The 26,108-nt window shown below is 72.4% G+C and carries 25 protein-coding genes; 19 read left to right on the plus strand and 6 right to left on the minus strand.

The window, feature by feature from the left end; all coding sequences use genetic code 11:
- Positions 1-120: 120 nt before the first annotated feature.
- From FHX73_RS15965 to FHX73_RS15990, 6 genes are all read left to right on the plus strand, one after another.
- Positions 121-717 (plus strand): TlpA family protein disulfide reductase, encoded by a 597-nt coding sequence (locus FHX73_RS15965; RefSeq protein ID WP_145905646.1) that lies wholly within the window; start codon positions 121-123, stop codon positions 715-717.
- Positions 714-1,475, plus strand: coding sequence for a cytochrome c biogenesis CcdA family protein (locus tag FHX73_RS15970; protein ID WP_145905647.1), 762 nt, complete (start codon positions 714-716; stop codon positions 1,473-1,475). The genes FHX73_RS15965 and FHX73_RS15970 overlap by 4 nt, the downstream gene beginning before the upstream one ends.
- Before the next feature lie 2 nt (positions 1,476-1,477).
- A complete protein-coding gene (resB, locus tag FHX73_RS15975) occupies positions 1,478-3,253 on the plus strand; it encodes a cytochrome c biogenesis protein ResB (protein WP_246213554.1) in 1,776 nt (591 codons plus the stop codon).
- A 3-nt stretch (positions 3,254-3,256) separates the two neighbouring features.
- Complete coding sequence (ccsB, locus tag FHX73_RS15980; protein ID WP_170304937.1) at positions 3,257-4,402, plus strand: c-type cytochrome biogenesis protein CcsB; 1,146 nt, start codon at positions 3,257-3,259, stop codon at positions 4,400-4,402.
- A gap of 151 nt (positions 4,403-4,553) precedes the next feature.
- The gene (locus FHX73_RS15985; protein ID WP_145905648.1) at positions 4,554-4,961 is read left to right on the plus strand and encodes a hypothetical protein; all 408 of its coding nucleotides are present in this window, start codon (positions 4,554-4,556) and stop codon (positions 4,959-4,961) included.
- A 42-nt stretch (positions 4,962-5,003) separates the two neighbouring features.
- On the plus strand, positions 5,004-5,486 hold the full coding sequence (locus tag FHX73_RS15990) for a GNAT family N-acetyltransferase (protein WP_145905649.1): 483 nt from the start codon (positions 5,004-5,006) through the stop codon (positions 5,484-5,486).
- Between the two features lie 40 nt (positions 5,487-5,526).
- Here the strand turns inward: FHX73_RS15990 and FHX73_RS15995 are convergent, their stop codons facing one another.
- Entirely contained in the window at positions 5,527-5,727 is a 201-nt protein-coding gene (locus FHX73_RS15995; RefSeq protein ID WP_145905650.1) for an acyl-CoA carboxylase subunit epsilon, read from the minus strand.
- A 79-nt stretch (positions 5,728-5,806) separates the two neighbouring features.
- Positions 5,807-7,393 (minus strand): acyl-CoA carboxylase subunit beta, encoded by a 1,587-nt coding sequence (locus FHX73_RS16000; protein ID WP_145905651.1) that lies wholly within the window; start codon positions 7,391-7,393, stop codon positions 5,807-5,809.
- Between the two features lie 452 nt (positions 7,394-7,845).
- Here FHX73_RS16000 and FHX73_RS16005 point away from each other — a divergent pair, with 452 nt between their 5' ends.
- Entirely contained in the window at positions 7,846-9,303 is a 1,458-nt protein-coding gene (locus tag FHX73_RS16005) for a menaquinone biosynthesis decarboxylase (protein ID WP_145905652.1), read from the plus strand.
- Positions 9,300-10,208, plus strand: a complete 909-nt coding sequence (gene mqnP / locus FHX73_RS16010; protein WP_145905653.1) for a menaquinone biosynthesis prenyltransferase MqnP — start codon at positions 9,300-9,302, stop codon at positions 10,206-10,208. Before FHX73_RS16005 ends, mqnP begins: the two co-directional genes overlap by 4 nt.
- Before the next feature lie 20 nt (positions 10,209-10,228).
- On the opposite strand, the gene FHX73_RS16015 is transcribed toward mqnP, so the two are convergent.
- A complete protein-coding gene (locus tag FHX73_RS16015; protein WP_145905654.1) occupies positions 10,229-10,939 on the minus strand; it encodes an MOSC domain-containing protein in 711 nt (236 codons plus the stop codon).
- A gap of 96 nt (positions 10,940-11,035) precedes the next feature.
- Positions 11,036-11,791 carry a cyclase family protein gene (locus FHX73_RS16020; protein WP_246213555.1) on the minus strand — a complete coding sequence of 252 codons (756 nt, stop codon included), beginning with the start codon at positions 11,789-11,791 and terminating at the stop codon, positions 11,036-11,038.
- Between the two features lie 189 nt (positions 11,792-11,980).
- On the opposite strand from FHX73_RS16020, the gene FHX73_RS16025 reads away from it, so the two are divergent.
- The 6 genes from FHX73_RS16025 to FHX73_RS16050 all read left to right on the plus strand — a co-directional run bounded on the left by FHX73_RS16025 (position 11,981) and on the right by FHX73_RS16050 (position 17,572).
- Entirely contained in the window at positions 11,981-12,637 is a 657-nt protein-coding gene (locus FHX73_RS16025) for a UbiX family flavin prenyltransferase (RefSeq protein WP_145905655.1), read from the plus strand.
- Positions 12,638-12,700: 63 nt separating this feature from the next.
- Complete coding sequence (locus FHX73_RS16030) at positions 12,701-13,159, plus strand: Lrp/AsnC family transcriptional regulator (RefSeq protein ID WP_145905656.1); 459 nt, start codon at positions 12,701-12,703, stop codon at positions 13,157-13,159.
- A 133-nt stretch (positions 13,160-13,292) separates the two neighbouring features.
- The gene (locus tag FHX73_RS16035) at positions 13,293-14,255 is read left to right on the plus strand and encodes a threonine ammonia-lyase (protein ID WP_145905657.1); all 963 of its coding nucleotides are present in this window, start codon (positions 13,293-13,295) and stop codon (positions 14,253-14,255) included.
- A 52-nt stretch (positions 14,256-14,307) separates the two neighbouring features.
- The gene (mqnE, locus tag FHX73_RS16040; RefSeq protein ID WP_145905658.1) at positions 14,308-15,471 is read left to right on the plus strand and encodes an aminofutalosine synthase MqnE; all 1,164 of its coding nucleotides are present in this window, start codon (positions 14,308-14,310) and stop codon (positions 15,469-15,471) included.
- 103 nt (positions 15,472-15,574) lie between these two features.
- Entirely contained in the window at positions 15,575-16,498 is a 924-nt protein-coding gene (locus tag FHX73_RS16045; protein ID WP_145905659.1) for a L,D-transpeptidase family protein, read from the plus strand.
- 129 nt (positions 16,499-16,627) lie between these two features.
- Complete coding sequence (locus FHX73_RS16050) at positions 16,628-17,572, plus strand: beta-ketoacyl-ACP synthase III (protein WP_145905660.1); 945 nt, start codon at positions 16,628-16,630, stop codon at positions 17,570-17,572.
- A gap of 195 nt (positions 17,573-17,767) precedes the next feature.
- Here the strand turns inward: FHX73_RS16050 and FHX73_RS16055 are convergent, their stop codons facing one another.
- Positions 17,768-18,415: a TetR family transcriptional regulator gene (locus FHX73_RS16055; protein WP_145905661.1), complete on the minus strand. Its 648-nt coding sequence runs from the start codon at positions 18,413-18,415 to the stop codon at positions 17,768-17,770.
- 366 nt (positions 18,416-18,781) lie between these two features.
- On the opposite strand from FHX73_RS16055, the gene FHX73_RS16060 reads away from it, so the two are divergent.
- Both FHX73_RS16060 and FHX73_RS16065 read left to right on the plus strand, forming a co-directional pair.
- Positions 18,782-21,274: a serine/threonine-protein kinase gene (locus tag FHX73_RS16060; protein WP_145905662.1), complete on the plus strand. Its 2,493-nt coding sequence runs from the start codon at positions 18,782-18,784 to the stop codon at positions 21,272-21,274.
- Positions 21,275-21,463: 189 nt separating this feature from the next.
- Positions 21,464-22,513 (plus strand): S1C family serine protease, encoded by a 1,050-nt coding sequence (locus FHX73_RS16065; RefSeq protein ID WP_170305070.1) that lies wholly within the window; start codon positions 21,464-21,466, stop codon positions 22,511-22,513.
- Between the two features lie 66 nt (positions 22,514-22,579).
- On the opposite strand, the gene FHX73_RS16070 is transcribed toward FHX73_RS16065, so the two are convergent.
- Positions 22,580-23,767 carry a sensor histidine kinase gene (locus FHX73_RS16070; RefSeq protein ID WP_145905664.1) on the minus strand — a complete coding sequence of 396 codons (1,188 nt, stop codon included), beginning with the start codon at positions 23,765-23,767 and terminating at the stop codon, positions 22,580-22,582.
- A 269-nt stretch (positions 23,768-24,036) separates the two neighbouring features.
- Here FHX73_RS16070 and FHX73_RS16075 point away from each other — a divergent pair, with 269 nt between their 5' ends.
- The 3 genes from FHX73_RS16075 to FHX73_RS16085 are packed head-to-tail and all read left to right on the plus strand — an operon-like array spanning position 24,037 to position 26,107.
- Positions 24,037-24,453: an NADH-quinone oxidoreductase subunit A gene (locus tag FHX73_RS16075; protein WP_145905665.1), complete on the plus strand. Its 417-nt coding sequence runs from the start codon at positions 24,037-24,039 to the stop codon at positions 24,451-24,453.
- Entirely contained in the window at positions 24,444-25,091 is a 648-nt protein-coding gene (locus tag FHX73_RS16080; RefSeq protein WP_145905666.1) for an NADH-quinone oxidoreductase subunit B, read from the plus strand. Before FHX73_RS16075 ends, FHX73_RS16080 begins: the two co-directional genes overlap by 10 nt.
- Complete coding sequence (locus FHX73_RS16085) at positions 25,088-26,107, plus strand: NADH-quinone oxidoreductase subunit C (protein WP_145905667.1); 1,020 nt, start codon at positions 25,088-25,090, stop codon at positions 26,105-26,107. The genes FHX73_RS16080 and FHX73_RS16085 overlap by 4 nt, the downstream gene beginning before the upstream one ends.
- The last annotated feature ends 1 nt before the right edge of the window (position 26,108 follow it).

Genomic DNA, 26,108 nt, shown 5'->3' on the forward strand with positions numbered 1-26,108 from the left:
CCTGCGCCGAGCCTGGCCGGAGTTCCTTAGAACGGCTTTACACCCGCAGTTCAGCGGGGGTCCGACACACGAGGGCGGACCCCCCTGAACCGGCCAGAAGTGCCATGCGAAACTTTTCACATGTCTGGTACGCCCCGCCTCCGTACGGCCGCCCTGCTCACCGCGGCGGCCGCTGTCCTGACCCTGGCCGGCTGCAGCTCATCGGGCGGCGGGAGCGGTGACGCCCAGGCCGGTTTCGTCTCCGGGAACGGCGGACTGGACACCGTCCCGCTGAGCGCCCGCAAGCCCGCCCCGGCCATCGGCGGCAACGACCTGGAGGGCAAGCCCATCGCGCTCTCCGACTACAAGGGCGAGGTCGTGGTGGTCAACATCTGGGGCTCCTGGTGCTCGCCCTGCCGGGCCGAGGCCAAGGGCCTGGAGCAGGTCTACGAGAAGTACAAGTCGCAGGGCGTCCAGTTCGTCGGGATCAACACCCGGGACACCGACCCGACCAACGCCAAGCGGTTCGAGGACGTCAACGGGATCAGCTACCCGAGCATCTACGACCCGGACGGCACCCAGATCCTCAAGTTCCCCAAGGGCAGCCTGAACCCGCAGTCGATCCCGACCACCATGGTGATCGACCGCCAGGGCCGGCTGGCCGCCCGGGCGATGAAGGGCCTCACCCCCGACGAGCTGACCACGCTGGTCGCGCCGATCGTCGCGGAGAAGCAGTGATCCTCGCGGACAACTACCAGACGGTCTCCAGCGGACCGCTGCTGCTCGCGATCCCGATCGCGGTGGCGGCCGGGCTGGTCTCCTTCTTCTCGCCGTGCGTCCTCCCGCTGGTCCCCGGCTACCTCTCCTACGTGACCGGCTTCTCGGCCGCCGACCTGGCCGACGCCGAGGGCCGCAAGCGCGGCCGGATGCTGCTCGGCTCGCTGCTGTTCATCGCCGGCTTCGCGGCCGTCTTCATCTCGTTCGGCGCGCTCTTCGGCTACTTCGGCAACACCCTCAGGGACGAGCGGCGGACCATCAACCTGGTGATGGGCGGGCTGACCATCCTGATGGGCCTGGCCTTCGCCGGTCTGCTCCCCGGGTTCAGCAACCGCGAGTTCCGCTCGCACCGGCGCCCGGTGGTCGGCCTGATCGGCGCGCCGCTGCTCGGCATCGTCTTCGGGCTCGGCTGGGCCCCGTGCACCGGGCCGACCATGGGGGCGCTGCTCTCGCTGTCGGCCACCCAGGCCAGCGCCGGGCGCGGCGCGTTCCTGATGGCCGTCTACTGCCTGGGCCTGGGCATACCGTTCATCGCGGCGGCCCTGGCCTTCCGCAAGGCGATCGGTGCCTTCGGCTTCATCAAGCGCCACTACCAGTGGGTGATGCGGATCGGCGGCGGCATGCTGGTCGCCGTCGGGGTGCTGCTGGTCACCGGTGGCTGGGACTACCTGGTGAACCAGCTTCAATACATCGCCCCCAGCGGCGAGATCGGAATCTGACCGTGAGTGACACCGAGCTGCGGACCGAGCAGCCCGAGGAGGCTGCCGCCGAGCGGCTGACCAGCGCCCCGAGGGATTCGGACACCCCGACCGGCATAGGGCTGCTCGGCTGGCTGCGCTGGATGTGGCGCCAGCTGACCTCCATGCGGGTCGCGCTGGTGCTGCTCTTCATGCTCTCGCTCGCCGCGATCCCGGGTTCGCTGATCCCGCAGACCAGCGAGAACGCCTTCAAGGTGCAGACCTGGAAGGCCGCGCACAAGAGCCTGGCGCCGGTCTACGACAAGCTGCAGCTGGTCAACGTCTACAGCTCGGTCTGGTTCTCGGCGATCTACATCCTGCTGTTCATCTCGCTGGCCGGCTGCATCATCCCGCGCACCTGGCAGTTCGTCGGGGTGCTGCGGGCCAAGCCGCCGGCGGCCCCGGCCAACCTGACCCGGATGCCGGTCTACGCGGCCTGGAAGACGGACGCCGACCCCGAGGCCGCGGTGGCCGCCGCGCACCGGCTGCTGCGCCGGCGCCGGTTCCGCGCGCACCGGTCCGGCGGCGCGGTGGCGGCCGAGAAGGGCTACCTGCGCGAGGTCGGCAACCTGCTCTTCCACCTCTCGCTCTTCGCCCTGCTGGCCGGCTTCGCCTGGGCCAGCCTGGCCAGCGGCACCGGCGGCAAGCTGGTGGTCGAGGGCGACGGCTTCTCCAACACCATGACCCAGCTGGACGACTTCTCCGGCTCGGCCTTCTACGGCTCCGAGGACCTCGATCCGTTCGGCTTCAAGCTGGACGGCTTCACCGACAAGTACCAGACCACCGGCGACCAGATCGGCGAGGCCCGGGAGTTCACCGCGCACATCCGGTACTGGCAGGGCGCGGACCCGACCAAGCTGAAGGCCGGTGAGATCTCGGTCAACAACCCGCTGGAGATCAGCGGCAGCAAGGTCTTCCTGATCGGGCACGGCTACGCCCCGGTGATCACGGTCCGGGACGCGAGCGGCAAGGTGGTCTTCCACGACGCGGTGCCGTTCCTGCCGCAGGACGCCAACCTCACCTCGACCGGCGTGGTCAAGGTCGGCGACTACGGCCAGAAGGACGGCAAGAAGGTCCAGCTCGGCTTCTCCGGCTTCTTCCTGCCCACCGCGCCGGACCAGTTCGACATGTCGACCGGCCCGCGCTCGCTCTTCCCGGGCGACGCCGCGCCGGCCCTGGTGCTGACCGGCTACGCGGGCGACCTGGGCACCGACTCCGGGCTGCCGCAGAACGTCTACCAGCTCGACCTGAGCCACCTGACCCAGCTGCAGCAGGACGGCCAGCCGGCCAGGGTCAAGCTGACCCCGGGTCAGGGCTGGACCCTCCCGGACAACTACGGCTCGCTCACCTTCGACGGCTACAAGAAGTGGGCCACCTTCTCGGTCTCGCACCGGCCCGGCAACGCGGTCGCGCTGACCGGCGCCGTGCTGGCGATCGCCGGCCTGATCGGCTCGCTGTTCGTGCAGCGCCGCCGGATCTGGGTCCGCGCGGTGGTCGGCCCGGACGGGCGGACCCTGGTCGAGCTGGCCGGCCTGGCCCGCAGCGAGTCGGCGAAGATCGCCGAGGAGCTGGCCGAGCTGGCCGTGGACCTGCAGGACGACGCGCCGGCGCTGGACGACGAGGACGAAGCACCGGCCGAAGCCGGTGCAGCAGCCGACGAGGCCGAAGCCGATGAAGCCGAAGCCGACGAACCCGAAGCCGACGAACCCGAGGCGGGCGCCCCCGAGACCGCCCCGGCCGACGACGAACCCAAGGAGTAGACGGTGTCTCTCGCCTCCGGGGTCAACCCCCACCTGGCGGACCTCTCCAACAAGTGCATCTGGTCGGCCATGGGCGTGTACGCGCTGGCCATGTTCGCCCACATGTTCGAGTGGACCTTCGGCAGCAAGGGCGCCGTGGCCCGCCGCTCGGCCGAGCAGGCCAGCCTGGCCGAGGCCGCCGCTGCCGCCGCCGCACCACAGGCGGCCAAGGCGAAGAAGGTCACCGTCACGGTGGCCTCCGGCAACGGCGGCACCACCACGCTGACCCGCACCGCCCTGGCCGGCGAGGGCGCCACCGTGGTGACCAGCGGCCGCGGTGACGACGACCCCGAGGTCGACGGCCCCGGCGCGGCCGGCACCAGCGAACGGGCCGACCTGTTCGGCCGGATCGCCATCTCGCTGACCGTGCTCGGCTTCCTGCTGAACCTCGGCGGCGTGGTCTTCCGCGGCCTGTCCGTGATGCGGCCGCCGTGGGGGAACATGTACGAGTTCTCCTGCGCCTTCTCGGTCACCATGGTCGGCGCCTACCTGGTGCTGCTGGTCGTCGGCAAGCCGGTCCGCTGGCTCGGCCTGCCGGCCGTGCTGGCCGCCTGCCTGACCCTGGGCCTGGCCACCAGCGTGCTCTACACCGACTCCGAGCAGCTGGTCCCGGCGCTGCACTCGTACTGGCTGGCGATCCACGTCACCGCCGCGATCATCTGCGGCGGCGCCTTCTACGCGGCCTTCGCCACCACCGCGTTCTACCTGGGCCGCGAGTCCTACGACAAGCGCAAGGCGGCCGGCCTGCCGAACGGCCCGTTCAAGATCCCGGCCTCGGTGTTCGAGCGGATGCCGGCCACCGCGACCCTGGACAAGCTCTCCTACCGGATCAACGCGATGGTCTTCCCGCTGTGGACCTTCACCATCATCGCGGGCGCGATCTGGGCCGAGGCGGCCTGGGGCAAGTACTGGGAGTGGGACCCGAAGGAGACCTGGTCCTTCATCACCTGGGTGGTCTACGCGGCCTACCTGCACGCCCGGGCCACCGCCGGCTGGAAGGGCCGCAAGGCCGGCTACCTGGCGCTGCTCGCCTTCGCCTGCTTCCTGTTCAACTACTACGGCGTCAACATCTTCATCACCGGCAAGCACTCCTACGCCGGCGTGGGATGATCCGACGCAGCGTCAACCCGGCGGCGGGCCGGTCGGTCTGACGGTCCGCCAGTTGCGTGAGAACGGGCACACTGTGGTGTGAGACCTGTTCCGGTGGGCAGGTGTGACAGCGGTTGAGCGGGACGCGCCAGGAGGGAAGGAGAACCGCGCCGTGGACAGCGAAGAGATCATGCTGAAGGTCCGGATCACCGTGGCGGAGCGGGCACTGCTGCGCCGGCTCGCCCAGGGGCACCGCAGTGACCTGTCCGAGGTGGTCGCCGACGGCCTGCTGGACATCCTGCCCACCCTGCACGGCCCGGCCCGGTCCTACCTGCTGCTGGCCGCACTCGCCGAGCCGGCCCCCTGCGCGCTGACCGTCTGGCTGCCCGGCCCGCTGGCCGACCTGCTGGTGCCGGCTGCCGCCACGGTGGCCGGGGCCACCGGCGTGCGGCTCGGCTCGGGCAGCGCGATGCTCGGCGCGGCGCTGCGGCTCTGGCTCGACCAGGACCCGCAGCTGCTCGCCGCCCACCTGGACCTGATGCACGCCGGCCGTTCCTCGGCCGCGCTGGTCGCCGCCTGATAATCAGCTGACTGTGGGTCATCCGAAGGCGATCATGGCCGGATGGACACGAACGCCTGGACCTTCGAACCCACCCCGGTGGACCACCCGGACGCGGTGGCGGTGCTGCGGGACTACCTGATCGAGATGATCGAGCGCTACCACGGCCGCCCCACCACCGCGGCCGAGGTGGACGAGGTGGTGGCGGCCGAACCCGCCGCCGGGCTGGCCGAGTTCCTGCTCGCCCGGGACCCGGCCGGCGTGGTGCTGGGCTGCATCGGCCTGCGCCGGCTGGACCAGAGCACCGGCGAGGTCACCAAGGTCTTCCTGTACCCCGCGGCCCGGGGCAGCGGCGGCGGCACCCGGCTGCTCGCCGCGGTCGAGGTCGAGGCCGCGGCACGGGGGATGTCGGTGCTGCGCCTGGACACCCGCTCCGACCTGGTCGAGGCGCGGGCGCTGTACGCCCGCAACGGCTACCGGGAGATCCCCCGGTACAACGACAGCCGGTACTCGGCGCACTGGTTCGAGAAGCGGCTGACGGCCTGAGCCGACCGCCCGGCCGCCTCCCGACAGGCGGGTCAGGCGGTCAGGCGGCCTGCTGCCAGCTGAACGGCGAGAAGTAGGACGGGCGGCGCTCCAGCCGCTGCCAGCGGGCGATCGGCTCGATCCGGGCGGCCGGGGCGGCAGCCTGGACGGCGGCCGCACGGGCCATCAGCACGGCGGTCAGCGCCGCCAGTTCCTCGTCGGTGAGGCTGCCGCGGGTGACGCGGACGAGAGGCTCGGTCATCGTAAGCTCCTGGGCGTGGGTCGGCTGGGGGTGTGTCAGGACGGGGTGCGCACCGCGGTCCGCTCGCGGTGCGCACCCGTCACTGCGGCGGGTTGCCGTGCTTGCGGGAGGGCAGGTCGGCGTGCTTCGTGCGGAGCATGGCGAGCGCGGCGGCCAGCACGGTGCGGGTCTCCGAGGGGTCGATGACGTCGTCCACCAGGCCGCGCTCGGCGGCGTAGTAGGGGTGCATCAGCTCGCTCTTGTACTCCTTGATCTTCTGGGCCCGCATGGCTTCCGGGTCCTCGGCGCCGTTGATGTCGCGGCGGAAGATCACGTTGGCGGCGCCCTCGGCGCCCATCACGGCGATCTCGTTGGTCGGCCAGGCGTAGGTCAGGTCGGCGCCGATCGACTGGGAGTCCATCACGATGTAGGCGCCGCCGTAGGCCTTGCGCAGGATCAGCGAGATCCGCGGCACGGTGGCGTTGCAGTAGGCGTAGAGCAGCTTGGCGCCGTGCCGGATGATGCCGCCGTGCTCCTGGTCCACGCCGGGCAGGAAGCCCGGCACGTCCAGCAGGGTGACCAGCGGGATGTTGAAGGCGTCGCACATCTGCACGAAGCGGGCGGCCTTTTCCGACGCGTTGATGTCCAGGACACCGGCCAGCGACTGGGGCTGGTTGGCGATCAGGCCGACCACGTGGCCGTCGATCCGGGCCAGCGCCACGATGACGTTGGTCGCCCAGCGCTCGTGGATCTCCAGGTACTCGCCGTGGTCGACGATCTCCTCGATCACCTTGCGCATGTCGTACGGGCGGTTGCCGTCGGCCGGCACCAGGTCCAGCAGGGCCTCGCAGCGCCGCTCCACCGGGTCGTCGACGGGGGTGGCCGGCGGCATCTCGCGGTTGTTCTGCGGCAGCATCGAGAGCAGGTAGCGGACCTCCTCGATGCAGGACTGCTCGTCGTCGTAGGCGAAGTGCGCCACGCCGGAGACGGCGGAGTGCACGTCCGCGCCGCCCAGGCCGTTCTGGCTGATCTTCTCGCCGGTGACGGCCTGCACCACGTCCGGGCCGGTGATGAACATCTGCGAGGTCTCGCGGACCATGAAGACGAAGTCGGTCAGCGCGGGGCTGTAGGCCGCGCCGCCGGCGCACGGGCCGAGCATCACGGAGATCTGCGGGATCACCCCGGAGGCCTTGGTGTTGCGCTGGAAGATGCCGCCGTAGCCGGCCAGCGCCGTGACGCCCTCCTGGATCCGGGCGCCGGCGCCGTCGTTCAGGGAGATCAGCGGGGCGCCGGCCGCGATGGCCATGTCCATGATCTTGTGGATCTTCTGGGCGTGCGCCTCGCCCAGCGCGCCGCCGAAGATCCGGAAGTCGTGGGCGTAGGTGAACACGGTGCGGCCGTGCACGGTGCCCCAACCGGTGATGACACCGTCGGTGTGCGGCTTCTTGGCCTCCAGGCCGAAGCCCTGGGCGCGGTGCCGGCGCAGCGGCTCGACCTCGTGGAAGGAGCCCTCGTCCAGCAGCAGTTCGATCCGCTCGCGCGCGGTCAGCTTGCCCTTGGCGTGCTGCGCCTCGGTGGCCGCGTCGCTCGGGCCGCGCCGCACCAACTCGCGCAGTTCGAGCAGTTCGGCCACCCGGCCACGCGCGTCGGCGGGTTCCCCCGCGGCAGCCTCCCGCAACACCGTCATCTCGAACTCCCAGTTGTGAGCGCGCGAGCAGTCGGCGTCGAGTTGTGGGCCCCGGCTGCGATTTCATTCTTCCCCTACGACATTACGAGGGTTCACCGCTGCGGTTCGGCGTTGGTTCCGTACAAGGTCGGCGGGCATTACCTGTGAGAGGGCTACAGATCGCCTGTTCCGGGCCCCTGTTGGGGGTGTTAACGCGAGGTGCATCCGGTCGCCGGCCCGGGAGTGCGGCCGCGGAGTCTACCGCTCGGCGATTTCGCAGCTCAGGGCGGGTTTCCCGGTCCCGGATCCCTCACAAAACGGGCAGTTCGCCCACTGCTGGGCCGCCGCGGCCGACCCGGGTGCGGGGGAGCCGTTCACGCACCCGCAATCGTAGGGATACGCCAAAAGCTCCTCCGCAGGGCATGGGCGGGGTGCGAGCGGGACGGGCGGGGGCGTACCCGATACTGGCTGCCATGGCATACGACGATCTCCGCTCCTTCCTGCGGGCCCTCGAACGCGAAGGCGACCTCAAGCGCATCAAGGTGGCGGTCGACCCCCACCTGGAGATCGGGGAGATCGTCGACCGGGTGCAGAAGGCCAAGGGCCCGGCGCTGCTCTTCGAGGACGTCAAGGGCGCCTCGATGCCGCTGGCGATGAACGTGTTCGGCACCGAGCGCCGGCTGGCCAAGGCGCTCGGCCTGAAGTCGCCGGCCGACATCGCGGACAAGATCGCCGGTCTGTTGAAGCCCGAGCTCCCGCACGGCTTCACCGGCGTCCGGGACGCCTTCGGCAAGCTCGCCTCGATGACCCACGTGCCGCCGCGCAAGGTGAAGGCCGCCGAGGCGCCGGTGCAGGAGGTGGTGCTCACCGGCGACCAGGTGGACCTGGACCAGCTGCCCGCGCTCTTCACCTGGCCCAAGGACGGCGGGTCGTTCTTCAACCTCGGCCTGACCCACACCAAGGACCCCGACACCGGCGTGCGCAACCTCGGCCTCTACCGGCTGCAGCGGCACGACAAGCGGACCATCGGCATGCACTGGCAGATCCACAAGGACAGCCGCAACCACGCGGCGGTGGCCGCCAAGCGCGGCGAGCGGCTGCCGGTGGCGATCGCCTTCGGCTGCCCGCCGGTGGTGACCTACGCGGCCACCGCACCGCTGCCCGGCGACATCGACGAGTACCTGTTCGCCGGCTTCGTGGCCGGCGAGCGGGTGCGGATGGTGGACTGCCGCACCGTGCCGCTCCAGGTGCCGGCCGACGCCGAGGTGGTGCTGGAGGGCTGGCTGGAGCCGGACCAGCTGCTGCCGGAGGGCCCGTTCGGCGACCACACCGGCTTCTACACCCCGCAGGAGCCCTTCCCGGCGCTGACCATCGACTGCGTCACCATGCGCCGCCGCCCGCTGCTGCAGTCCATCGTGGTCGGCCGGCCGCCGACCGAGGACGGGCCGCTGGGCAAGTTCACCGAGCGCTTCTTCCTGCCGCTGCTCAAGGTGATCGTGCCGGACATCGTGGACTACGACCTGCCGGAGGCCGGCGGGTTCCACAACTGCGTGATCGTCTCGATCGACAAGAAGTACCCCAAGCACGCCCAGAAGGTGATGCACGCGATCTGGGGCGCCCACATGATGTCGCTGACCAAGCTGATCGTGGTGGTCGACGCCGACTGCGACGTGCACGACTACCAGGAGGTCGCCTGGCGGGCCCTGGGCAACGTGGACTACAGCCGCGACCTGAGCGTGGTCGAGGGGCCGGTGGACCACCTGGACCACGCCTCGTACCAGAAGTTCTGGGGCGGCAAGGCGGGCATCGACGCGACCCGCAAGCTCCCGGAGGAGGGCTACACCCGGGACGGCGGCTGGCCCGAGATGATCACCTCGGACCCGGCCACGGCCGCCCTGGTGGACCAGCGCTGGAAGGAGTACGGGCTGTGAGCACGGCCGAACTCTTCGAGGCGCCGCCGCCCGGCCGGATCAAGGCCTTCCTGCGCCTGGTGATGATCGAGCACTCGATCTTCGCCCTCCCGTTCGCCTACATCGCCTCCTTCACCGCGATGTTCCTGGCGAACCGGCGGATCCACTGGGGCGAGCTGCTGATCGTCACGATCGCCATGGTCAGCCTGCGCACCTTCGCGATGGCCGCCAACCGGATCATCGACCGCGAGCTGGACGCCCGGAACCCGCGCACCGCCGGCCGCGAGCTGGTCACCGGCGCGGTCTCGCTGCGCACCGCCTACACCGGTTCGGCGGCCGCGCTGCTGGTCTTCCTGGGCGCGGCGGCCTCGCTCAACCCGCTCTGCCTGGCGCTCGCCCCGGTGGCCGTGGTGCCGATGGTGGTCTACCCGTACGGCAAGCGGTTCACCGACTTCCCGCAGGCGATCCTCGGGCTGGCCCAGGCGATGGGCCCGGTCGGGGCCTGGCTGGCGGTCACCGGCAGCTGGTCCTGGGAGGCCGTGGTGCTGGGCCTGGCGGTCGGCATCTGGATCGGCGGCTTCGACCTGATCTACGCCTGCCAGGACGTGGCGGCGGACCGGGCCGAGGGGGTGCGCTCGGTGCCGGCCCGGTTCGGGGTGGCCGGCGCGCTGCACGGCGCCCGGGCCTGCCACGCCGTCACCGCGGGCCTGCTGGCCTGGTACGGGGTGCTGACCCACGCCGGGCCGGCCTTCTACATCGGCCTGGCCGTGGTGGTGGCGGCCTTCCTCTACGAGCACTCGATCGTGAAGCCGCACGACATCTCGAAGCTGAACCGGGCGTTCTTCAGCATCAACGGCTTCGTCGGGATCTCGCTGTTCGCCTTCGCCTTCCTGGACCTGATCCTGCGCGGGCTGCACTTCGCCTGACCCGGCGTCAGGGCGGCCGGTCAGCTCAGCCGGAGCCGGTCGCCCACCCGCAGCGGCCCGACCGCGCCGACCGCGGCCAGCGCGTCCAGCCGGTTGCCGTGCGCGATGGCGATCAGCCGCAGCAGTTCGGGCGCGTGCGGCAGCCCGGGCTGGGCGGTGGCGGTCATCACCCCGCGCTCGCTGGTCCCGGTGAAGCTGAGCCGGGCGCCGGAGCCGAAGCAGCCCTCCCGGCCCAGCCAGTCGTCCTCGACGAACGGACGGGTTCCGGGCGGGGTGCGCAGCACGATGTTGGGGCGGAACCGGCGTTCGTCCACCAGGGTCTGCGGCAGTGATTCGCGCAGCCAGTCCAGGGTGGCGGTGGACACCACGCTGACCGGGCTCTGGTCGAAGTGCGAGACGCCGTCCTCCCGGGCGAGCGCCACCTCGGGCCGCTGGAGGTAGGCGCGCAGGAAGGCGGCCGGGTCGGTGACCGGCCGGCCGAGCGGATCCAGCAGCTCGGGGCGGTCGAGCCGGTGGCCGAGCCGGGAGCCGAGCCGCAGCAGTCCGTCCATCCGGCGGAACCGTCGGGTGTTCTTCCCGGACCCGATCTTCCCGTCGCCGTCCCGCACCGCGTACAGCCGGTCGCCGGCCAGGCCGCGCTCATCGAGGTGCACCTCGCTCAACCGCTCCCCGGCGGTGGACTTCACGGGGTAGCGCCAGAGCCGTTCGACGACTCCGATGATCTCTGCCATGGCCCGTCAGCTTATCGGCGCCTACGGAGGATGGTCTAGACCAAGCGCGCCAATTGTCGGGAGCACGGCAATGGTCCCCGCGGCCTTGACCGACCGTCACTCCACCCGGGCCACGGCCCTGATCGGCGCACCGTCCGCCGCCGCGAGCCGCAGCGGGAAGAGCGTCACGGTGATCGACTTCCCCCGGGCCTGCGCCTCGACCAGGGCCGTCAGGTCGGTGAGGTTCTCGGCGATCACCCCGCCGCCCTCGGCGCCGAGCAGGATCCGGTGCGCGTCCAGCACCGGCAGGGCGGCGGCGGAGGGCTGGCCGGGGTCGTGCTCGTCGGCCAGGCCGGCCAGCAGGGCTGCCACCGCCGGGTCGCCGGGGCCCGGGTCGGCGGTCGGGTCGACGCTGAGCGCGTCCACGCCGACCGTGCGCACGCCCGCCTCGACGATCGCGGTGGCCGCCCCGGGCGTCAGGTAGGGGTGCGCCAGGTAGCGGTCGGTGCCCCAGAACCGGGGCCAGCCGGTGGCCAGCAGCAGCACCGCGCCCGGCACCACCCGCTCCAGCGCGGGCGCCAGCTGATCGGGCGTCACCGCACTGCGGGGCGGCAGCGCCCGCAGGTCGGCCAGCACGGCCGGGCCGGTGAAGCGCTCCAGCGGCAGCCCGTCCAGGGTGGGCCAGGTGACGTCCACGTGGTAGGGCGCGTCCACGTGGGTGCCGGACTGGGAGCCGAGGTGCACCGAGAGCAGGTTGACCCCGGCGGTGTCGCTGGTCAGGGCCGGTCGCAGGGCCACCTCGGGGTCGCCCGGGTAGACGGGCATGCCGGTGGTGACCTGGTGGGTGAGGTCGTGCAGAACCGGAGCAGTCACGCCAGCATCCTCCCGCAGACCCTCGGTGGATTGGGGGGTGGGTGAAGGAGCGGCGTTCGGGCCGAGTCTGGGCGGTGCCGACGAAGGAGTCCATGCGGAGCATTGGCGACTGAGGAGAAGCCGTCCAGGCGAGAGTCCGGGCGTCGCGACGCCGCCCCCCGATCCACCGAGGGTCTAGGGTCCGGTGCTGTGGAGAACGAACAACGAACCGTCCGCCGCCCCTGGGTGGTCGCCGTCGCCGGTGCCTCGGGCACCCCGTACGCGGCGTCGGTGCTGCGGGCGCTGATCGCCGCGGGGGAGGCGGTGGACCTGGTGGTCTCCCGGGCCGCCCGGCTGACCATCCTGGACGAGACCGGGATCTCCTTCCGGGACGCGCACTGGCGGACCGACCTGGCCGCCTGGATCGGCGCCGACCAGGACCTCGACGACGTGCGCTACTGGACGGCCGGCGACTTCGCGGCCGGCCCGTCCAGCGGCTCCTACCCGGCCAAGGGGATGCTGGTGGTGCCGGCCACCACCGGCGCGGTGGCGGGGATGGCGCTCGGGCTGAGCAAGGACCTGCTGCAGCGGGCCGCGGCCGTCACCCTCAAGGAGCGCCGGCCGCTGGTGGTCTGCCTGCGCGAGACGCCGCTCGACTCGGTGACGCTTCGTCACCTGGTGGAGCTGGACGCGGCCGGCGCCGTGGTGCTGCCCGCCTCGCCCGGTTTCTACGCCGGCGGCTCGACGGCGCAGGAGTTGGTGGACTTCGTGGCCGGCCGGGTGCTGGACGCCGTGGGCGTGCCGCACGGGCTCTACCGACGCTGGGCGGGGGAGCTGGGTGCGGAGAGAGTGGCGCGGGGGGCGTAAGACGGTACTTGCCGGGAGAGTATGTTCTCTGCGATAGCAGCTCGGAAGGACGCGGGACGGTACATGGACACGGTGGACAGACAGCTCATCCAGGCGCTGCGTCAGAACGGGCGCGCCTCCTACGCGGAACTGGGGCGTCTGGTGGGCCTGTCCGGGCCGAGCGTCACGGACCGGATCAACCGGCTGGAACAGGCCGGGGTGATCACCGGCTACCGGGCGACGGTCAACCCGGCCTCGCTCGGCTTCGGCGTGACGGCCCTGATCGGCCTGCAGCTGACCGACGCGGCCGACCACGAGGACGTGGCGCACCGGCTCAAGGACCTCGGCGAGGTCGAGGACTGCTGGTTCATCGCCGGCGACGACTCGTACATGCTCAAGGTCCGGGTCTCCGACGTGGAGGGGCTGGAGTCGGTGGTGAAGCGGCTCTCCGGCACCAAGGGGGTGGCCCGCACCAGGACCACCGTGGTGCTCTCCACCAAGTGGGAGAACCGGGTCAGCGAACTGCCTTTGGCTAGCGACTGACCTGCGACGCAGCGGAGTGTGGGGGTCGCCGAGGCGGGGGTGCCCCCGGCCGGAGGCTGGGAGAGGTGGCACCCGCACGGAGCGCAGGAGCAGGGCATCAAGCGGTTGGATCGAAGCTGGGAGTGAGGCACTGATGGCACTGGTCGGGGTGGAGGAGCTGCGCGCGGCCCAGCGGCGGATCGCGGGGGTGGCGGTGCGCACGCCGCTGCTCCCGTGCCCGTGGGCGCAGGACGGTCGGCGCAGTCTCTGGCTGAAGCCGGAGAGCCTCCAGCCGACCGGTGCCTTCAAGATCCGCGGCGCCTACAACCGGCTGGCCGCGCTCTCGGCCGAGGAGCGGGCCCGCGGCGTGGTCGCGCAGTCCAGCGGCAACCACGCGCAGGCGGTGGCGTACGCGGCGCAGCTGCTCGGCATCAAGGCCGTGATCGTGATGCCGGAGGCCTCACCCGCCGTCAAGGTGGCCAACACCCGGGCCTTCGGGGCCGAGGTGCTGCTGGTGACGCCGGAGCGGCGCGAGGAGGTGCCGGCCGAGCTGGCCGAGGAGCACGACTACGTCTGGGTGCCGCCGTACGACGATCCGTACATCATCGCCGGCCAGGGCACGGTGGGCCTGGAGATCGGCGAGGACGCCCCGGACCAGCTGGACACCGTGCTGGTGCCGATCTCCGGCGGCGGCCTGATCAGCGGCGTCGCCGCCGCGATCAAGCTGACCACCCCCGGGGTGCGGGTGATCGGCGTGGAGCCGGAGCTGGCCGCCCACGCGCAGGGCAGCCTGCGGGCCGGCACCCGGGTGGTCTGGCCGGTCGCGGACACCTACCGGACGATCGCCGACGGCCTGCGGCAGCCCTCGCTCGGGGTGCTGCCGTTCGAGCACGTGCAGGCCTACGTGGACGACATCGTGACGGTCAGTGAGCAGGAGATCCGGGACGCGGTGGCGGTGCTGGCCCAGCGCGGCCGGCTGGTCGCCGAACCCTCCGGCGCGGTCAGCACGGCGGCCTACCTCTACCGGGCCGGTGAGCTGGGCGGACGGGTTTTCGCGGCGGTGCTGAGCGGCGGCAACCTGGAACCGACGCTGCTGTCCGAGCTGCTGACGGCATAGGCGTACTCTCGTTCCGGACTGTGAAACGAAGGACAGAGAGGCGGGCCACCGCATGGACGCAGGGCTGAAGCGCGAGCTGGAGGCGAAGGTCTACGCGGGCGAGCGGCTGACCCGGGAGGACGGGATCGCGCTCTACGCGAGCGACGACCTGGCCTGGCTGGGCGGCCTGGCGCACCACGTGCGGACCCGGATGAACGGCGACAAGGTCCACTTCAACGTGAACCGCCACCTCAACATGACCAACGTCTGCGCCGCCAGCTGCGCCTACTGCTCGTTCCAGCGCAAGCCGGGCGAGAAGGACGCGTACACGATGCGGATCGAGGAGGCGGTGCGGCTCGCCAAGACGATGGAGAGCGAGTCGCTGACCGAGCTGCACATCGTCAACGGCCTGCACCCCACGCTGCCCTGGCGCTACTACCCGCGCTCGCTGCGCGAGTTGAAGGCCGCGCTGCCGACCGTCTCGCTCAAGGCGTTCACCGCCACCGAGATCCACTGGTTCGAGAAGATCAGCGGACTGAGCGCCAGCGAGATCCTCGACGAGCTGATCGACGCCGGCCTGGAGTCGCTGACCGGCGGCGGCGCGGAGATCTTCGACTGGGAGGTCCGCCAACACATCGTCGACCACGAGACCCACTGGGAGGACTGGTCGCGGATCCACCGCCTGGCGCACGAAAAGGGCCTGAAGACCCCGTGCACCATGCTCTACGGCCACATCGAGGAGCCCCGCCACCGGGTCGACCACGTGCTGCGGCTGCGCGAACTCCAGGACGAGACCGGCGGCTTCCAGGTCTTCATCCCGCTGCGCTACCAGCACGACTTCCACGACTCCAAGGACGGCGTGGTCCGCAACCGGCTGATGGCGCGCACCGAGATGGCCACCGGCGCCGAGGCCCTGAAGACCTTCGCGGTCTCCCGGCTGCTCTTCGACAACGTGCCGCACGTCAAGGTCTTCTGGGTGATGCACGGCGTCACCACCGCCCAGCTGGCGCTCAGTCATGGTGCGGACGACATGGACGGCTCGGTGGTCGAGTACAAGATCACCCATGACGCGGACAACTTCGGCACCCCGAACAAGCTGGGCCGCGACGACCTGCTGGACCTGATCCGCGACGCCGGTTTCCGGCCGGTCGAGCGCAACACCCGGTACGAGATCATCCGCGAGTACCCGGGCCCGGATCTCGGCCGCCGAGACGTTCCGCAGGCGATGCGCCTCTGACCTGCGGCAGCCGCAGGGCCTTCACCAGGCCTGATGCCCCTTCACCAGGATTTATGGCGGACCGGGTTTACCGATCGGTTATCAATTTGGCAGGATCGACCGCATGTCCGGATCCCATCGTGCCGCAGGACGCCGCCGCCCCAGCCCCCCGCCGCAGGCGGAGCAGGGCGGCGGGTCCCGGGGGCGGCGGCGCCGGGCGAAGCCGAAGCGGCGGATCCTGCCGGGCACGGCGGCGCTGCTGATCGCGGCGGCCGCCGGCTGGTTCGCCCTCGGCCCCGGCGGCGCCTTCGCCGCGCACGGCCGGGGCGGTGCGACGGCGCAGGCGGCGCCCGAGCCGGCGGCCGGCCCGGCCTCCCCGCAGCAGGTCGCACCCACCCCGGCCGACCCGCACACCGGGACCCCGGCGGCCGACCGCTCGGACCGCGCCGACGGCACCTTCGCCGCGATACCCGGGCTCGGCCCGGGCTTCGCCGGGCAGATACCGGCCGGCGCCAACCAGGTGGTGCTCGCCTCCGGCGCCGCCAAGGACTCCTCCGACACCACCGTGACGCTGTGGAGCCGCACCCCGGACAACCGCTGGCGGCCGGGCGCGAGCTGGCCCGCGCACAACGGCTACTCGGGCTGGACCGCCGACCACTCGGTCGGCGACCTGCGCAGCCCGATCGGCGTCTTCTCCCTCAGCGACGCGGGCGGCCTCAAGTCCGACCCGGGCAGCAAGCTGCCCTACCACCAGGACAAGGGCTTCGTCGCGGGCGGCACCGGCTTCGACGGCGAGCCGCTGGCCGGCGCCTTCGACTACGTGGTGGCGATCGACTACAACCGGGTGGTCGGCAGTTCCCCGCTGGACCCGCGCGAGCCGATGGGCGCGCAGAAGGGCGGCGGGATCTGGATCCACGTGGACCACGGCGGCCCGACCCACGCCTGCGTCTCGGTCTCCGAGGACCACATGGCCGAGCTGGTCCGCACCCTGGACCCGGCGGCGCACCCGGTGATCGTGATGGGCGACGCGGCCTCGTTGGCAACGTGAGAATTGTCCCGATGCGCCCCGTGCGTCGTTGCGGGACAAGGGCCGTTGTCCGTGTCCTACAGACGAAACCGCTTTACGTTGTCACTTGGCGTGTTCAGTTGACCCACCGGTAACCGTTTGAGTGGCACCATGACCGGTTCCCGCATCGTAGCGCTCGGCCACTACCAGCCGCCGAAGGTGCTCACCAACGACGATCTCGCCCTCGTGGTGGACACCGACGACGAGTGGATCCGCAGCCGGGTGGGCATCCGACAGCGCCACATCGCCGAGGGCGAGACCCTCGTCGACCTCGCCACCGAGGCCGCGCAGAAGGCGCTGGCCGCCAGCGGGCGGACCGCCGCCGAGATCGACCTCGTGGTGGTCGCCACCTGCACCGCGGTGGAGCGCAGCCCGAACACCGCCTGCGCGGTGGCCGCCCGACTGGGCATCAGCTCGCCGGCCGCCTACGACATCAACACCGTCTGCTCCGGCTTCTCCTACGCGCTGGCCACCGCCGACCACGCGATCCGGGCCGGCGCGGCCCGGACGGCGCTGGTGATCGGCGCCGAGCGGATGAGCGACACCATCGACTGGGCGGACCGCTCGACCGCCGTGATCTTCGCCGACGGCGCGGGCGCGGCCGTGGTCGAGGCCCAGCCCGAGGGCGCCGAGCCGGGCATCGGCCCGGTGCTCTGGGGCTCCGAGCCGGAGCGGAGCGACGCCGTCGTCATCACCGGTTGGAAGCCGGTGATCTCCCAGCAGGGGCAGTCGGTCTTCCGCTGGGCCACCACCCGGATCGCGCCACTCGCCCGGCAGGCCTGCGAGAAGGCCGGAATCGAGCCGAGCGAGCTGAAGGGCTTCGTGGCGCACCAGGCCAACCTGCGGATCATCGACGCGATCGCCGGCAAGCTGGGCGCGCCGGACGCGGTGATCGCCCGGGACGTGGTGGATTCCGGCAACACCTCGGCGGCCTCGATCCCGCTGGCCCTGAGCAAGCTGGTCGAGCGCGGCGAGCTGACCACCGGCGACCCGGTGCTGCTCTTCGGCTTCGGCGGCGGGCTGGCCTACGCCGGCCAGGTGGTGCGCTGCCCCTGACCGGGGCCCGAACGCGAAAAGACCGACGGCGGTGTGCTGGTGCACACCGCCGTCGGCGTTCGCCCGCGCGCTGCGGTACGTCGGCGAACCTCCCCCGAGGACACGGCCGCCGCCCGTCGTTGCACCGGACAGGAGGGCCGGGGCCGCGCGCGAGCATTCTGTTGTCGAGCTGGTACCACGGGTCGTAGGAGGGCCTTACTTGGGCGGCTTCTTGCCGGTGATGCCCAGGTAGACCAGGGGGGCGAGGGTGGGCTTCAGGTCCTTGACCTTCACACCCCAGGAGGTGAAGGCCTTCTGGTGCTCGGCCGCCGAAGCGAGCAGCGAGATCAGCGAGCCTGCCGTCGCGGCGGCGTCCTGCGCCTTGTCGGCCTGGCCCTTGGCCTGGAGTTCCTTGATGGCATCCGTGAGCGGCTTGGCCACCGAGTTGAGGACGGTCATGCGGATCTTGAAGAACCGCTTGTCCCCTTCGGCAGCACCGAGCGTCACCACTCGCAGAATGGCATCGTTCTTGCGCCAGAAGGCGAGGAATCCGTCCACCAGTTCTTCGGAGGTGGTGGTGCCGGACTTTCCTGCCCAGGACTTTCCGTCGATCAGCTCTTTGAGCTCGACGCTGTCCTTGGCCATTTCCTCGGCGATCTCGAGGACAGCGCCCTCGACATCCGGGAAGTACTGGTAGAAGGTCGCGGGGGAGGTACCCGCCATACGGGCGACGTCGATGACCTTGACGTCCCGGTACGGCGACGTGCTGAGCATCTCGCGGAGGCAGTCGAGCAGCTTCTGCCGCGTCTCCTGTCCGCGTCGCCCGGCGACGCGACCGTCGACGGTGCGAACTTGTCCTGTCATGCCGTCAGCTTACCGCGCACCGATCATGGCGCGATTCGGTGATGCGACTATTAGTCCGCTCGGGGTGCTAATCGATCGGCGGATAGCGATATTCGGAGCCCCCCCGTGTGCTGATGGCGGCACAGAGTGACGGCGTGTGGGCTGAGGGGGCCTCGGGTCGCTCTGCGTAGCGCGCCGTGACGTTCCGAATGCCCGTCAGTTCCGTGTGGAAGCGGCCGAGCTGACGGGCTGGCCGGAACCAGACGTTCCACCGGGACACGGGTGGGACGCACCGGCGGGGGGAGATTGGCTCAGACGGCAGGGGCATTGGAGAATCGGAGCGGCCGCCGATCAGGTGGCGCGCGCGGACGGGGAGGTGGCAGCCGAGTGGACCAGCTGACGGCGCAGGATCCGAGACGGATCGGGCCGTTCGAGGTGCTCGGGCGCCTCGGCGCCGGGGGGATGGGGCTGGTGTACCTGGCACGGTCGCCCGCCGGCCGACGGGTGGCGATCAAGACGGTGCGCGGCGAGCTCGCCGAGGACGAGCTGTTCCGGGTCCGGTTCGCCCGCGAGATCGCGGCGGCCAAGACGGTGGGCGGCTTCTACACCGCCGCCGTGGTGGACGCCGACGCGGACGCCCGGGTGCCCTGGCTGGCCACCGCCTACGTGCCGGCGCCCTCGCTGGAGGACCTGGTCGAGGAGTGCGGGCCGCTGCCGGTGGAGGCGGTGCGCTGGCTGGTCGCCGGCATCGCCGAGGCGCTGCAGTCGATCCACGCGGCCGGCCTGGTGCACCGCGACCTCAAGCCCTCCAACGTGCTGGTGGTGGAGGACGGTCCGCGGGTGATCGACTTCGGCATCGCGGCCGGCGTCTCCAGCACCCGGCTGACCATGACCAACGTGGCCGTCGGCACGCCCGCCTACATGTCGCCGGAGCAGGCCAAGGACAGCCGCAGCGTGACCGGCGCGAGCGACGTCTTCTCGCTCGGCTCGCTGCTGGTCTTCTGCGCCACCGGCCACGCGCCGTTCCGCGGCGGCAATCCGGTGGAGACGGTCTTCAAGCTGCTGCGCGAGGAGCCGGACCTGTCCGGGCTGCCGGCGGAGCTGGCCGACCTGGTGGCCGCCTGCATGCGGGCGGCGCCGGAGCACCGGCCGACGCCCGCGCAGATCCAGTCCGAGCTGGCCCCGCACCTGTTCTCCCGGGACGACGCGGGGGAGGAGGGCGGCGACTGGCTGCCGCCCGACGCGCTGGCGCTGATCGAGCGCAAGCGCCTGGGCCGACGCTCGGTCAGCGCGCCGCGGGCGCCGGAGCCGCCGCAGCCCTCCGCCCAGGTGCCGCCGCCGTCCCCCTCGATGCAGGTGCCGCCGCAGCCGACCGTCCCGCCGGTGGTGCCGCAGTCCCCGGTGCCCGCGCCCTACCTGGCGCAGACGCCGGTCGGCGCGCACGCCGGCCCGCCGGCCGCCGAGCCCTGGGGCCCGCCGCCCGACGCGTTCGGGCCGCGCCCGCACGCCGCGCCGACCGGCGAGGCCGGCGAGGTGGCCACCGCCAAGCTCGGCTCGCACGCCCGCCGGTCGCCGCAGGGCGAGGTGCGGCTGTCCAACGTGCGGATAGGGCCCGGCCCGCAGGCGCACGCCGACAACGGGCAGACCGGCGGACCGATGCCGGCCGGCACCGACTGGATCCGCCGGTCCGACGCGGCTCCCACCGGCGCGCGGCCGGCGGAGGGCGGCCAGGCCGCGCCCCCCGCCCCGGCGGTGCGCCCCGAGACGACCGGCGGGGCCCGCTGGCGCCCGTGGCGGTTCCGGATGTCCAACGACGTCTGGGGCACCCCGCTGGTGGCCGACGGCACGCTCTTCATCTCCAGCTTCGAGGTGCACGCGCTGGACATCGCCACCGGCCGCCGCCGCTACAAGACCCGGGACGTGGCCTGGGCGGTCGCGGTGGACGCCGGCCGGCTGCACGCGGCCGACGGCCCACACCTCTACACCGTGGACGTGGCGGACGGCACCGAGCGCTGGCGCACCTCGCTGGACGGCTGGGTGTACTCGCTGGACGCGGGCGACGGGGTGCTGCTCTGCGGGCTGCGCGGCGGCGGCGTGCAGGCCCGCTCCACCGCGAACGGCGCGGAGCTGTGGCGGGCCGAGGACGCCCAGCAGGACTACGAGAACCCGCAGTCCGGGCCGGCCCTGCTGGCCGGCGCCGCCTTCTACTACGGCGGCGGGCGGCTGCGCTGCGTGGACGCCAGGGGCGGGCTGCCGCGCTGGTCCTTCCCGGTCGGCGAGGACGTGCCGTCCCGGCCGGCGGTGCGCGGCAGCCGGGTGCTGGTCACGGCCGGCACCGCGGTCTACGCGCTGGACGCGGCGAGCGGGGCGCAGCACTGGCGGTTCGACGCGCCGGTCTCGCTCTTCACCCCGCCGGTGCTGGACGACTCGCCGAACCCGGCGGTCTACGTGGCCGACTACCTGGGCACGCTCTACGCCCTGGACGCGGCCACCGGCCGGGTGCGCTGGCAGGCCCGGACGGCCAGCCGGCAGGGCGCCGAGCCGGTGGTGCTGGCCGGCCGCACCGCGCTGATCGCCAGCGGCGACACCCTCTACGCCTTCGACACCGCGGACGGCCGGGAGTTGTGGCGCTACTCGGCCCGCGGCGAGGTGGTCGGCGCGCCGGCCGCCGCCGACGGTCTGGTGCACCTGGGCAGCCGGGACCACTCGCTGCACACCGTGGACCTGGCCACCGGACGGCTGCGCTGGGAGCTGGGCACCAAGGGCGAACTGACGGGCTCTCCGGTGGCCGCGCTCGGGCGGGTCTTCGTGAGCAGCAAGGACCGCTGCGTCTACGCGCTGGACGCGGTCTACGGGACGGCGGTGCCCGAGCAGCGGTAGCGCAGCGCGGCGCGCCGCGCCGGGGATTCGGACATAAAGGTGAAATGCTGACAAAGCCCGGCCCCAGGGCCGGGTTCAGCACGCCCGCATGCGCGAACCGGAGGCAGCCAGGTGCACCCCTCGAAGGACCACACCCGACCGTTCCCCAGCGGACCCCGTCCCACCGGGCCGAAGGCGGCCGGGCCGGTCGTGGTGCTGGCCTGCGTCGCGCTGGCGCTGGCCGGCTGCACCAGTGGCAGCAAGTCCTCGTCCTCCTCCTCGACCACCGGCTCGGCCACCCCGGTCGCCGCCTCCGGCTCACCCACCGTCAGCAACACGCTGCAGGACGACTACCAGCAGGTGATCGGCAACGTGCTGCCCTCGGTGGTGCAGATCACCACCGCCTCCGGACTGGGCTCCGGGATCATCTACGACACCAAGGGCGACATCGTCACCAACGCCCACGTGGTGGGCAGCGCCACCAGCTTCCAGGTCAGCCTGGCGAACAGCAGCAACCAGCTCGACGCCACCCTGGTCGGCAGCTACCCCGACTCCGACCTCGCGGTGATCAAGCTGAGCAGCCCGCCCGGCGGCCTGCGCCCGGCGGTCTTCGGCGACAGCAGCAAGGTCGAGCTGGGCCAGATCACGCTGGCCATGGGCAGCCCGCTGGGCCTGTCCAGCAGCGTGACCCAGGGCATCGTCTCGGGCACCGGACGGACCGTCACCGAGCCGAAGAGCACCGACTCGCCCGGCGCCACCATCGGCAACATGGTGCAGACCTCGGCCGCGATCAACCCGGGCAACAGCGGCGGCGCGCTGGTCAACCTCTCCAGCCAGGTGATCGGCATCAACACGCTGGCCGCGGTGGACCAGCAGCTGAACGGCAGCGCCGCGCCCGGCATCGGCTTCGCGATCCCGAGCGCCACCATCACCAGCATCGCCGACCAGCTGATCCAGAGCGGCAAGGTCACCAACTCCGGCCGGGCGGCGCTCGGCATCAGCGCCCGCACCTACTACGGCAGCGACTTCAAGCCGGCGGGCGTGGTGGTGGTCAGCACCACCTCCGGCGGTCCGGCCGCCGCGGCCGGCATGCAGCCCGGGGACGTGATCACCAAGGTCGGCAACACCCAGGTCAGTTCGCTCTCCGACCTGACCACCGCGCTGGCCTCGCTCACCCCGGGCAGCCAGACCCCGGTCACCTACACCCGCAACGGGCAGAGCAGCACCGTCCAGGTGACCCTGGGGACGCTCGGCTCCTGACGGGTGGTCAGAGCAGGCCCGGCGGCCGACCGCGCAAGGGTTGCCGCCGGGCCGTCGGGCCGCCGCTCAGCGGCCGGCGCGGGCCGCCCGGGTGCGCCAGGGCAGCTCCACCGTCACCGAGGTCGGCCCGCCCTCGGGGCTCTCCACCAGGAACACCCCGTCCACCGCGCCGACCCGCTCGGCCAGGCCGGCCAGTCCGCCGCCGGGCCGCGGCGAGCCGTCGGGCAGCGTCGCGCCGCCCTTCCCGTCGTCGGTGACCTGCACCATCAGCCGGTCGGCGGAGCGCCAGACGTCCACCGTGGCGCGGGAGGCGCCGGCGTGCTTCGAGGTGTTGGTGAGCAGCTCGCTGACGGTGAAGTAGGCGATCCCCTCGACCGCCGAGTCCGGGCGCTCGGCGGTGCCGTCCGGGCCGGCCAGGTCGACGTTCACCCGGACCCCGCCGGGCACCGTGCAGCGGGCCGCCACCGCGGAGAGCGCCGCGTCCAGCCCGCGGTCGGTGAGCACCGCCGGGTGGATGCCGCGGGCCAGGTCGCGCAGCTCCTGCAGGGCCAGCTTCACCTCGCCGTGCGCGGCGTCCACCATCTTCGCCGCCGAGGCCTGCTCCGCGGAGAGCTCGGTGTCCAGCAGCTTCTCCTTGGCCAGGCCCAGGTCCATGGCCAGCGCCACCAGCCGGGCCTGGGCGCCGTCGTGCAGGTCGCGCTCGATCCGGCGCAGGTCGGCGGCGGCGGTGTCGACCACCGCGCCGCGGTCCTCCTCCAGCTCGCGCACCCGCTGCTCGGCCGCGCCCGGGCTGAGCAGCAGCTCGACCAGCACCCGGTGCGCGGCCGCCAGCCAGCCCACCACGAAGGGCAGCACCGGCCAGCCGACCACCAGCAGCACCAGGGTGAGGGTGAAGCTGATGATCCCCCAGGGCAGCATCAGCAGGCAGTAGAGCGCCGAGCGCCAGCACAGGCCGTCAGCGAGGGTGGCCAGCACCAGGCCGGCCACGCCCGGGCGGGCCGGCCGCAGCGGCTCCGGCTCGGCGACCTGCGCGCCGAAGGCGGACCTGGCCCGCCGCCGGGCCCAGCCGCCCAGCCCGCGGCAGCCGCGCAGCCCGCCGGCGAGCAGCGGCAGGCCGACCACGGTGAGGCTGAACCCGGCGCCCGCGGTGAGGGTGAGCACCGTGAAGACGAAGGAGGCGACGCCGATCGGAAAGCCGATCAGGTGCTCGCCGACCTGGCGCCACATCCGCGCACCGTAGAGCGGTCTGTTCATCGGGTCTCCGTCCGTTCTGCTGGGCCAGGGGCTGCGGCACCCCGAAGTGACCGAGCCCAGCTTGGCAAGCCGGGCCCGCTCCGCGCACGGGGGCCGGTGCCCGTTCCGGGGCGGGGGTTAACCCCACCCGGGCCCGGTGTGATTCGTGTGGTGATCGTCTCGTGAGGTGTCCCACGGGTCGGGAGGGGTAGCTGTGGAGCGGGGCGGTGGCCATAGACTCACGCCGTACCGAGCTTATTGATTGGGTAAAGACCGCTGGAGGCGAACGCATGGAGGGGCCCCGGGCCGCCGCCCTCGCGGCCGACCCCGCGCTGGGGAGCGGCTACTTCGACGCCTACGCGGCGGTCGGCCTGCTCGCGGTGATCGGCGTGCTCTTCGTGGCGGTCGCGTTCAGCGCCAACCGGCTGCTGCGCCCGGTCATCCACTCGCCCGAGAAGCTGCTCACCTACGAGTGCGGCGTGGACCCGGTCGGCGAGGGCTGGGCGCACACCCAGCTGCGCTACTACGTCTACGCCTTCCTCTACGTGATCTTCGCGGTGGACGCCATCTACCTCTTCCCGTGGGCGACGGTCTTCGCCGCCGCGGGCTTCGGCGCGGGCACCCTGGTCGAGATGTTCGTCTTCCTCGGGTTCCTGGCGGTGGGGCTGCTCTACGCCTGGAAGAAGGGCGTTCTGGAATGGACCTGACCCACGGTCACCCGCACGGGCACGGCCCGGACGGTGCCGACGGCCCGGTGCCGCTCGGGCTGCCGGACCCGGCCCGGCCGGGCCCCGGCGCGCTCGAACAGCGCCGGCTCGGCCCGCTGGCCCGGCTGGCCCCGGACCCGGTCAAGGTGGTGCTCAACTGGGGGCGCCGCTACAGCCTCTGGTGCTTCAACTTCGGCCTGGCCTGCTGCGCGATCGAGTTCATCGCCGCGTCGATGGCCAAGCACGACTTCATCCGGATGGGTGTGATCCCGTTCGCCCCCGGCCCCCGGCAGGCCGACCTGATGATCGTCTCGGGCACCGTGACGGACAAGATGGCCCCCGCCGTGAAGCGGCTCTACGAGCAGATGCCGGAACCCAAGTACGTCATCTCCTTCGGCGCCTGCTCCAACTCCGGCGGGCCCTACTGGGACTCCTACTCGGTGACCAAGGGCGTGGACCAGATCATCCCGGTCGACGTCTACGTGCCCGGCTGCCCGCCGCGGCCCGAGGCGCTGCTGCAGGGCATCCTCAAGCTCCAGGAGAAGATCGCCGCCGAGTCGCTGCCCGAGCGCTACACCGGCCCCTCCGCCGAGGCGCTGCGCCGGCCGCTGCTGCCCGGGCCCGGGGGTGCGCAGTGAGCACCCCGCTGGACCCCGAGGCGGCCGCCGCGGCGATCGGCCCCTGGGCCACCGCCGTGCAGGCCTACGACCTCTGCACCGTGGACGTCCCCGCCGAGCACTGGATCGAGGCGCTGACCGCCGCCCGGGACGGGCTCGGGCTGCGCTTCTTCGACTGGCTCAGCGCGGTCGACGAGCTGGGCGAGGGCTTCGCGGTCTGCGTCCACCTGGCCGCCGTGGGCGGGCCGGGCGAGCTGCGCCGGCTGCTGCTGCGCACCCGGGTGGCCCGGGACGCGGCGGTGCTGCCGAGCTGCGCCGCGGTGTACGCCGGGGCCTCCTGGCACGAGCGGGAGACCCACGAGATGTTCGGCATCGGCTTCGCCGGGCACCCGCACCTGGAGCCGCTGCTGCTGCCGGAGGGCTTCGAGGGGCACCCGCTGCGCAAGGAGTTCGTGCTGGCCGCCCGGGTGGCCAAGGCCTGGCCGGGTGCCAAGGAGCCGGGCGAGAGCGAGGGCGAGGGCCCGGCCCGGCGCAAGATGCAGCCGGCCGGTGTGCCGGACCCGAACGAGTGGGGCCCGCTCAAGGGCACCCTGCCGCCGGTGGCCGAGCGGCCGGCCCGGGCCGCGCGCGGGCCGCGCGCGGCGGGGGCCGCCGGTGCGGCGGCGCGCGGTGCAGGTGCCGGTGCGGCCGCGGGTGTCGAGGGCGCCCCGGCGGTGCGGGCCGACCGGCCGCGGCGCAACCGCAGCATCACCGAGGGGTCGACCAGCCAGGCGGCGCCCGCGCCCGCCACGCCGACCGAGCCCGCCGCGCCCACCGAGTCCGCCGAGCCTGCCGCGCCGAAGGTGGCCCGGACGCAGAGCGCGGACGCCCCGTGGCACGCGCCGGTACCCGCCTACGACGAGCCGGGGAAGTCGGCCGAGCCGACTCCCGAGGCACCGTCAGCTGCTCCGTCGTCACCCGACGTTCCATCGGCTGACACCCCGGCACCCGAGACTCCCCAGCAGACCCCGGAAGAGAAGGACGGAGACGGCGCGTGAA

The sequence above is a fragment of the Kitasatospora viridis genome, from assembly GCF_007829815.1.
Classification (GTDB): domain Bacteria; phylum Actinomycetota; class Actinomycetes; order Streptomycetales; family Streptomycetaceae; genus Kitasatospora; species Kitasatospora viridis.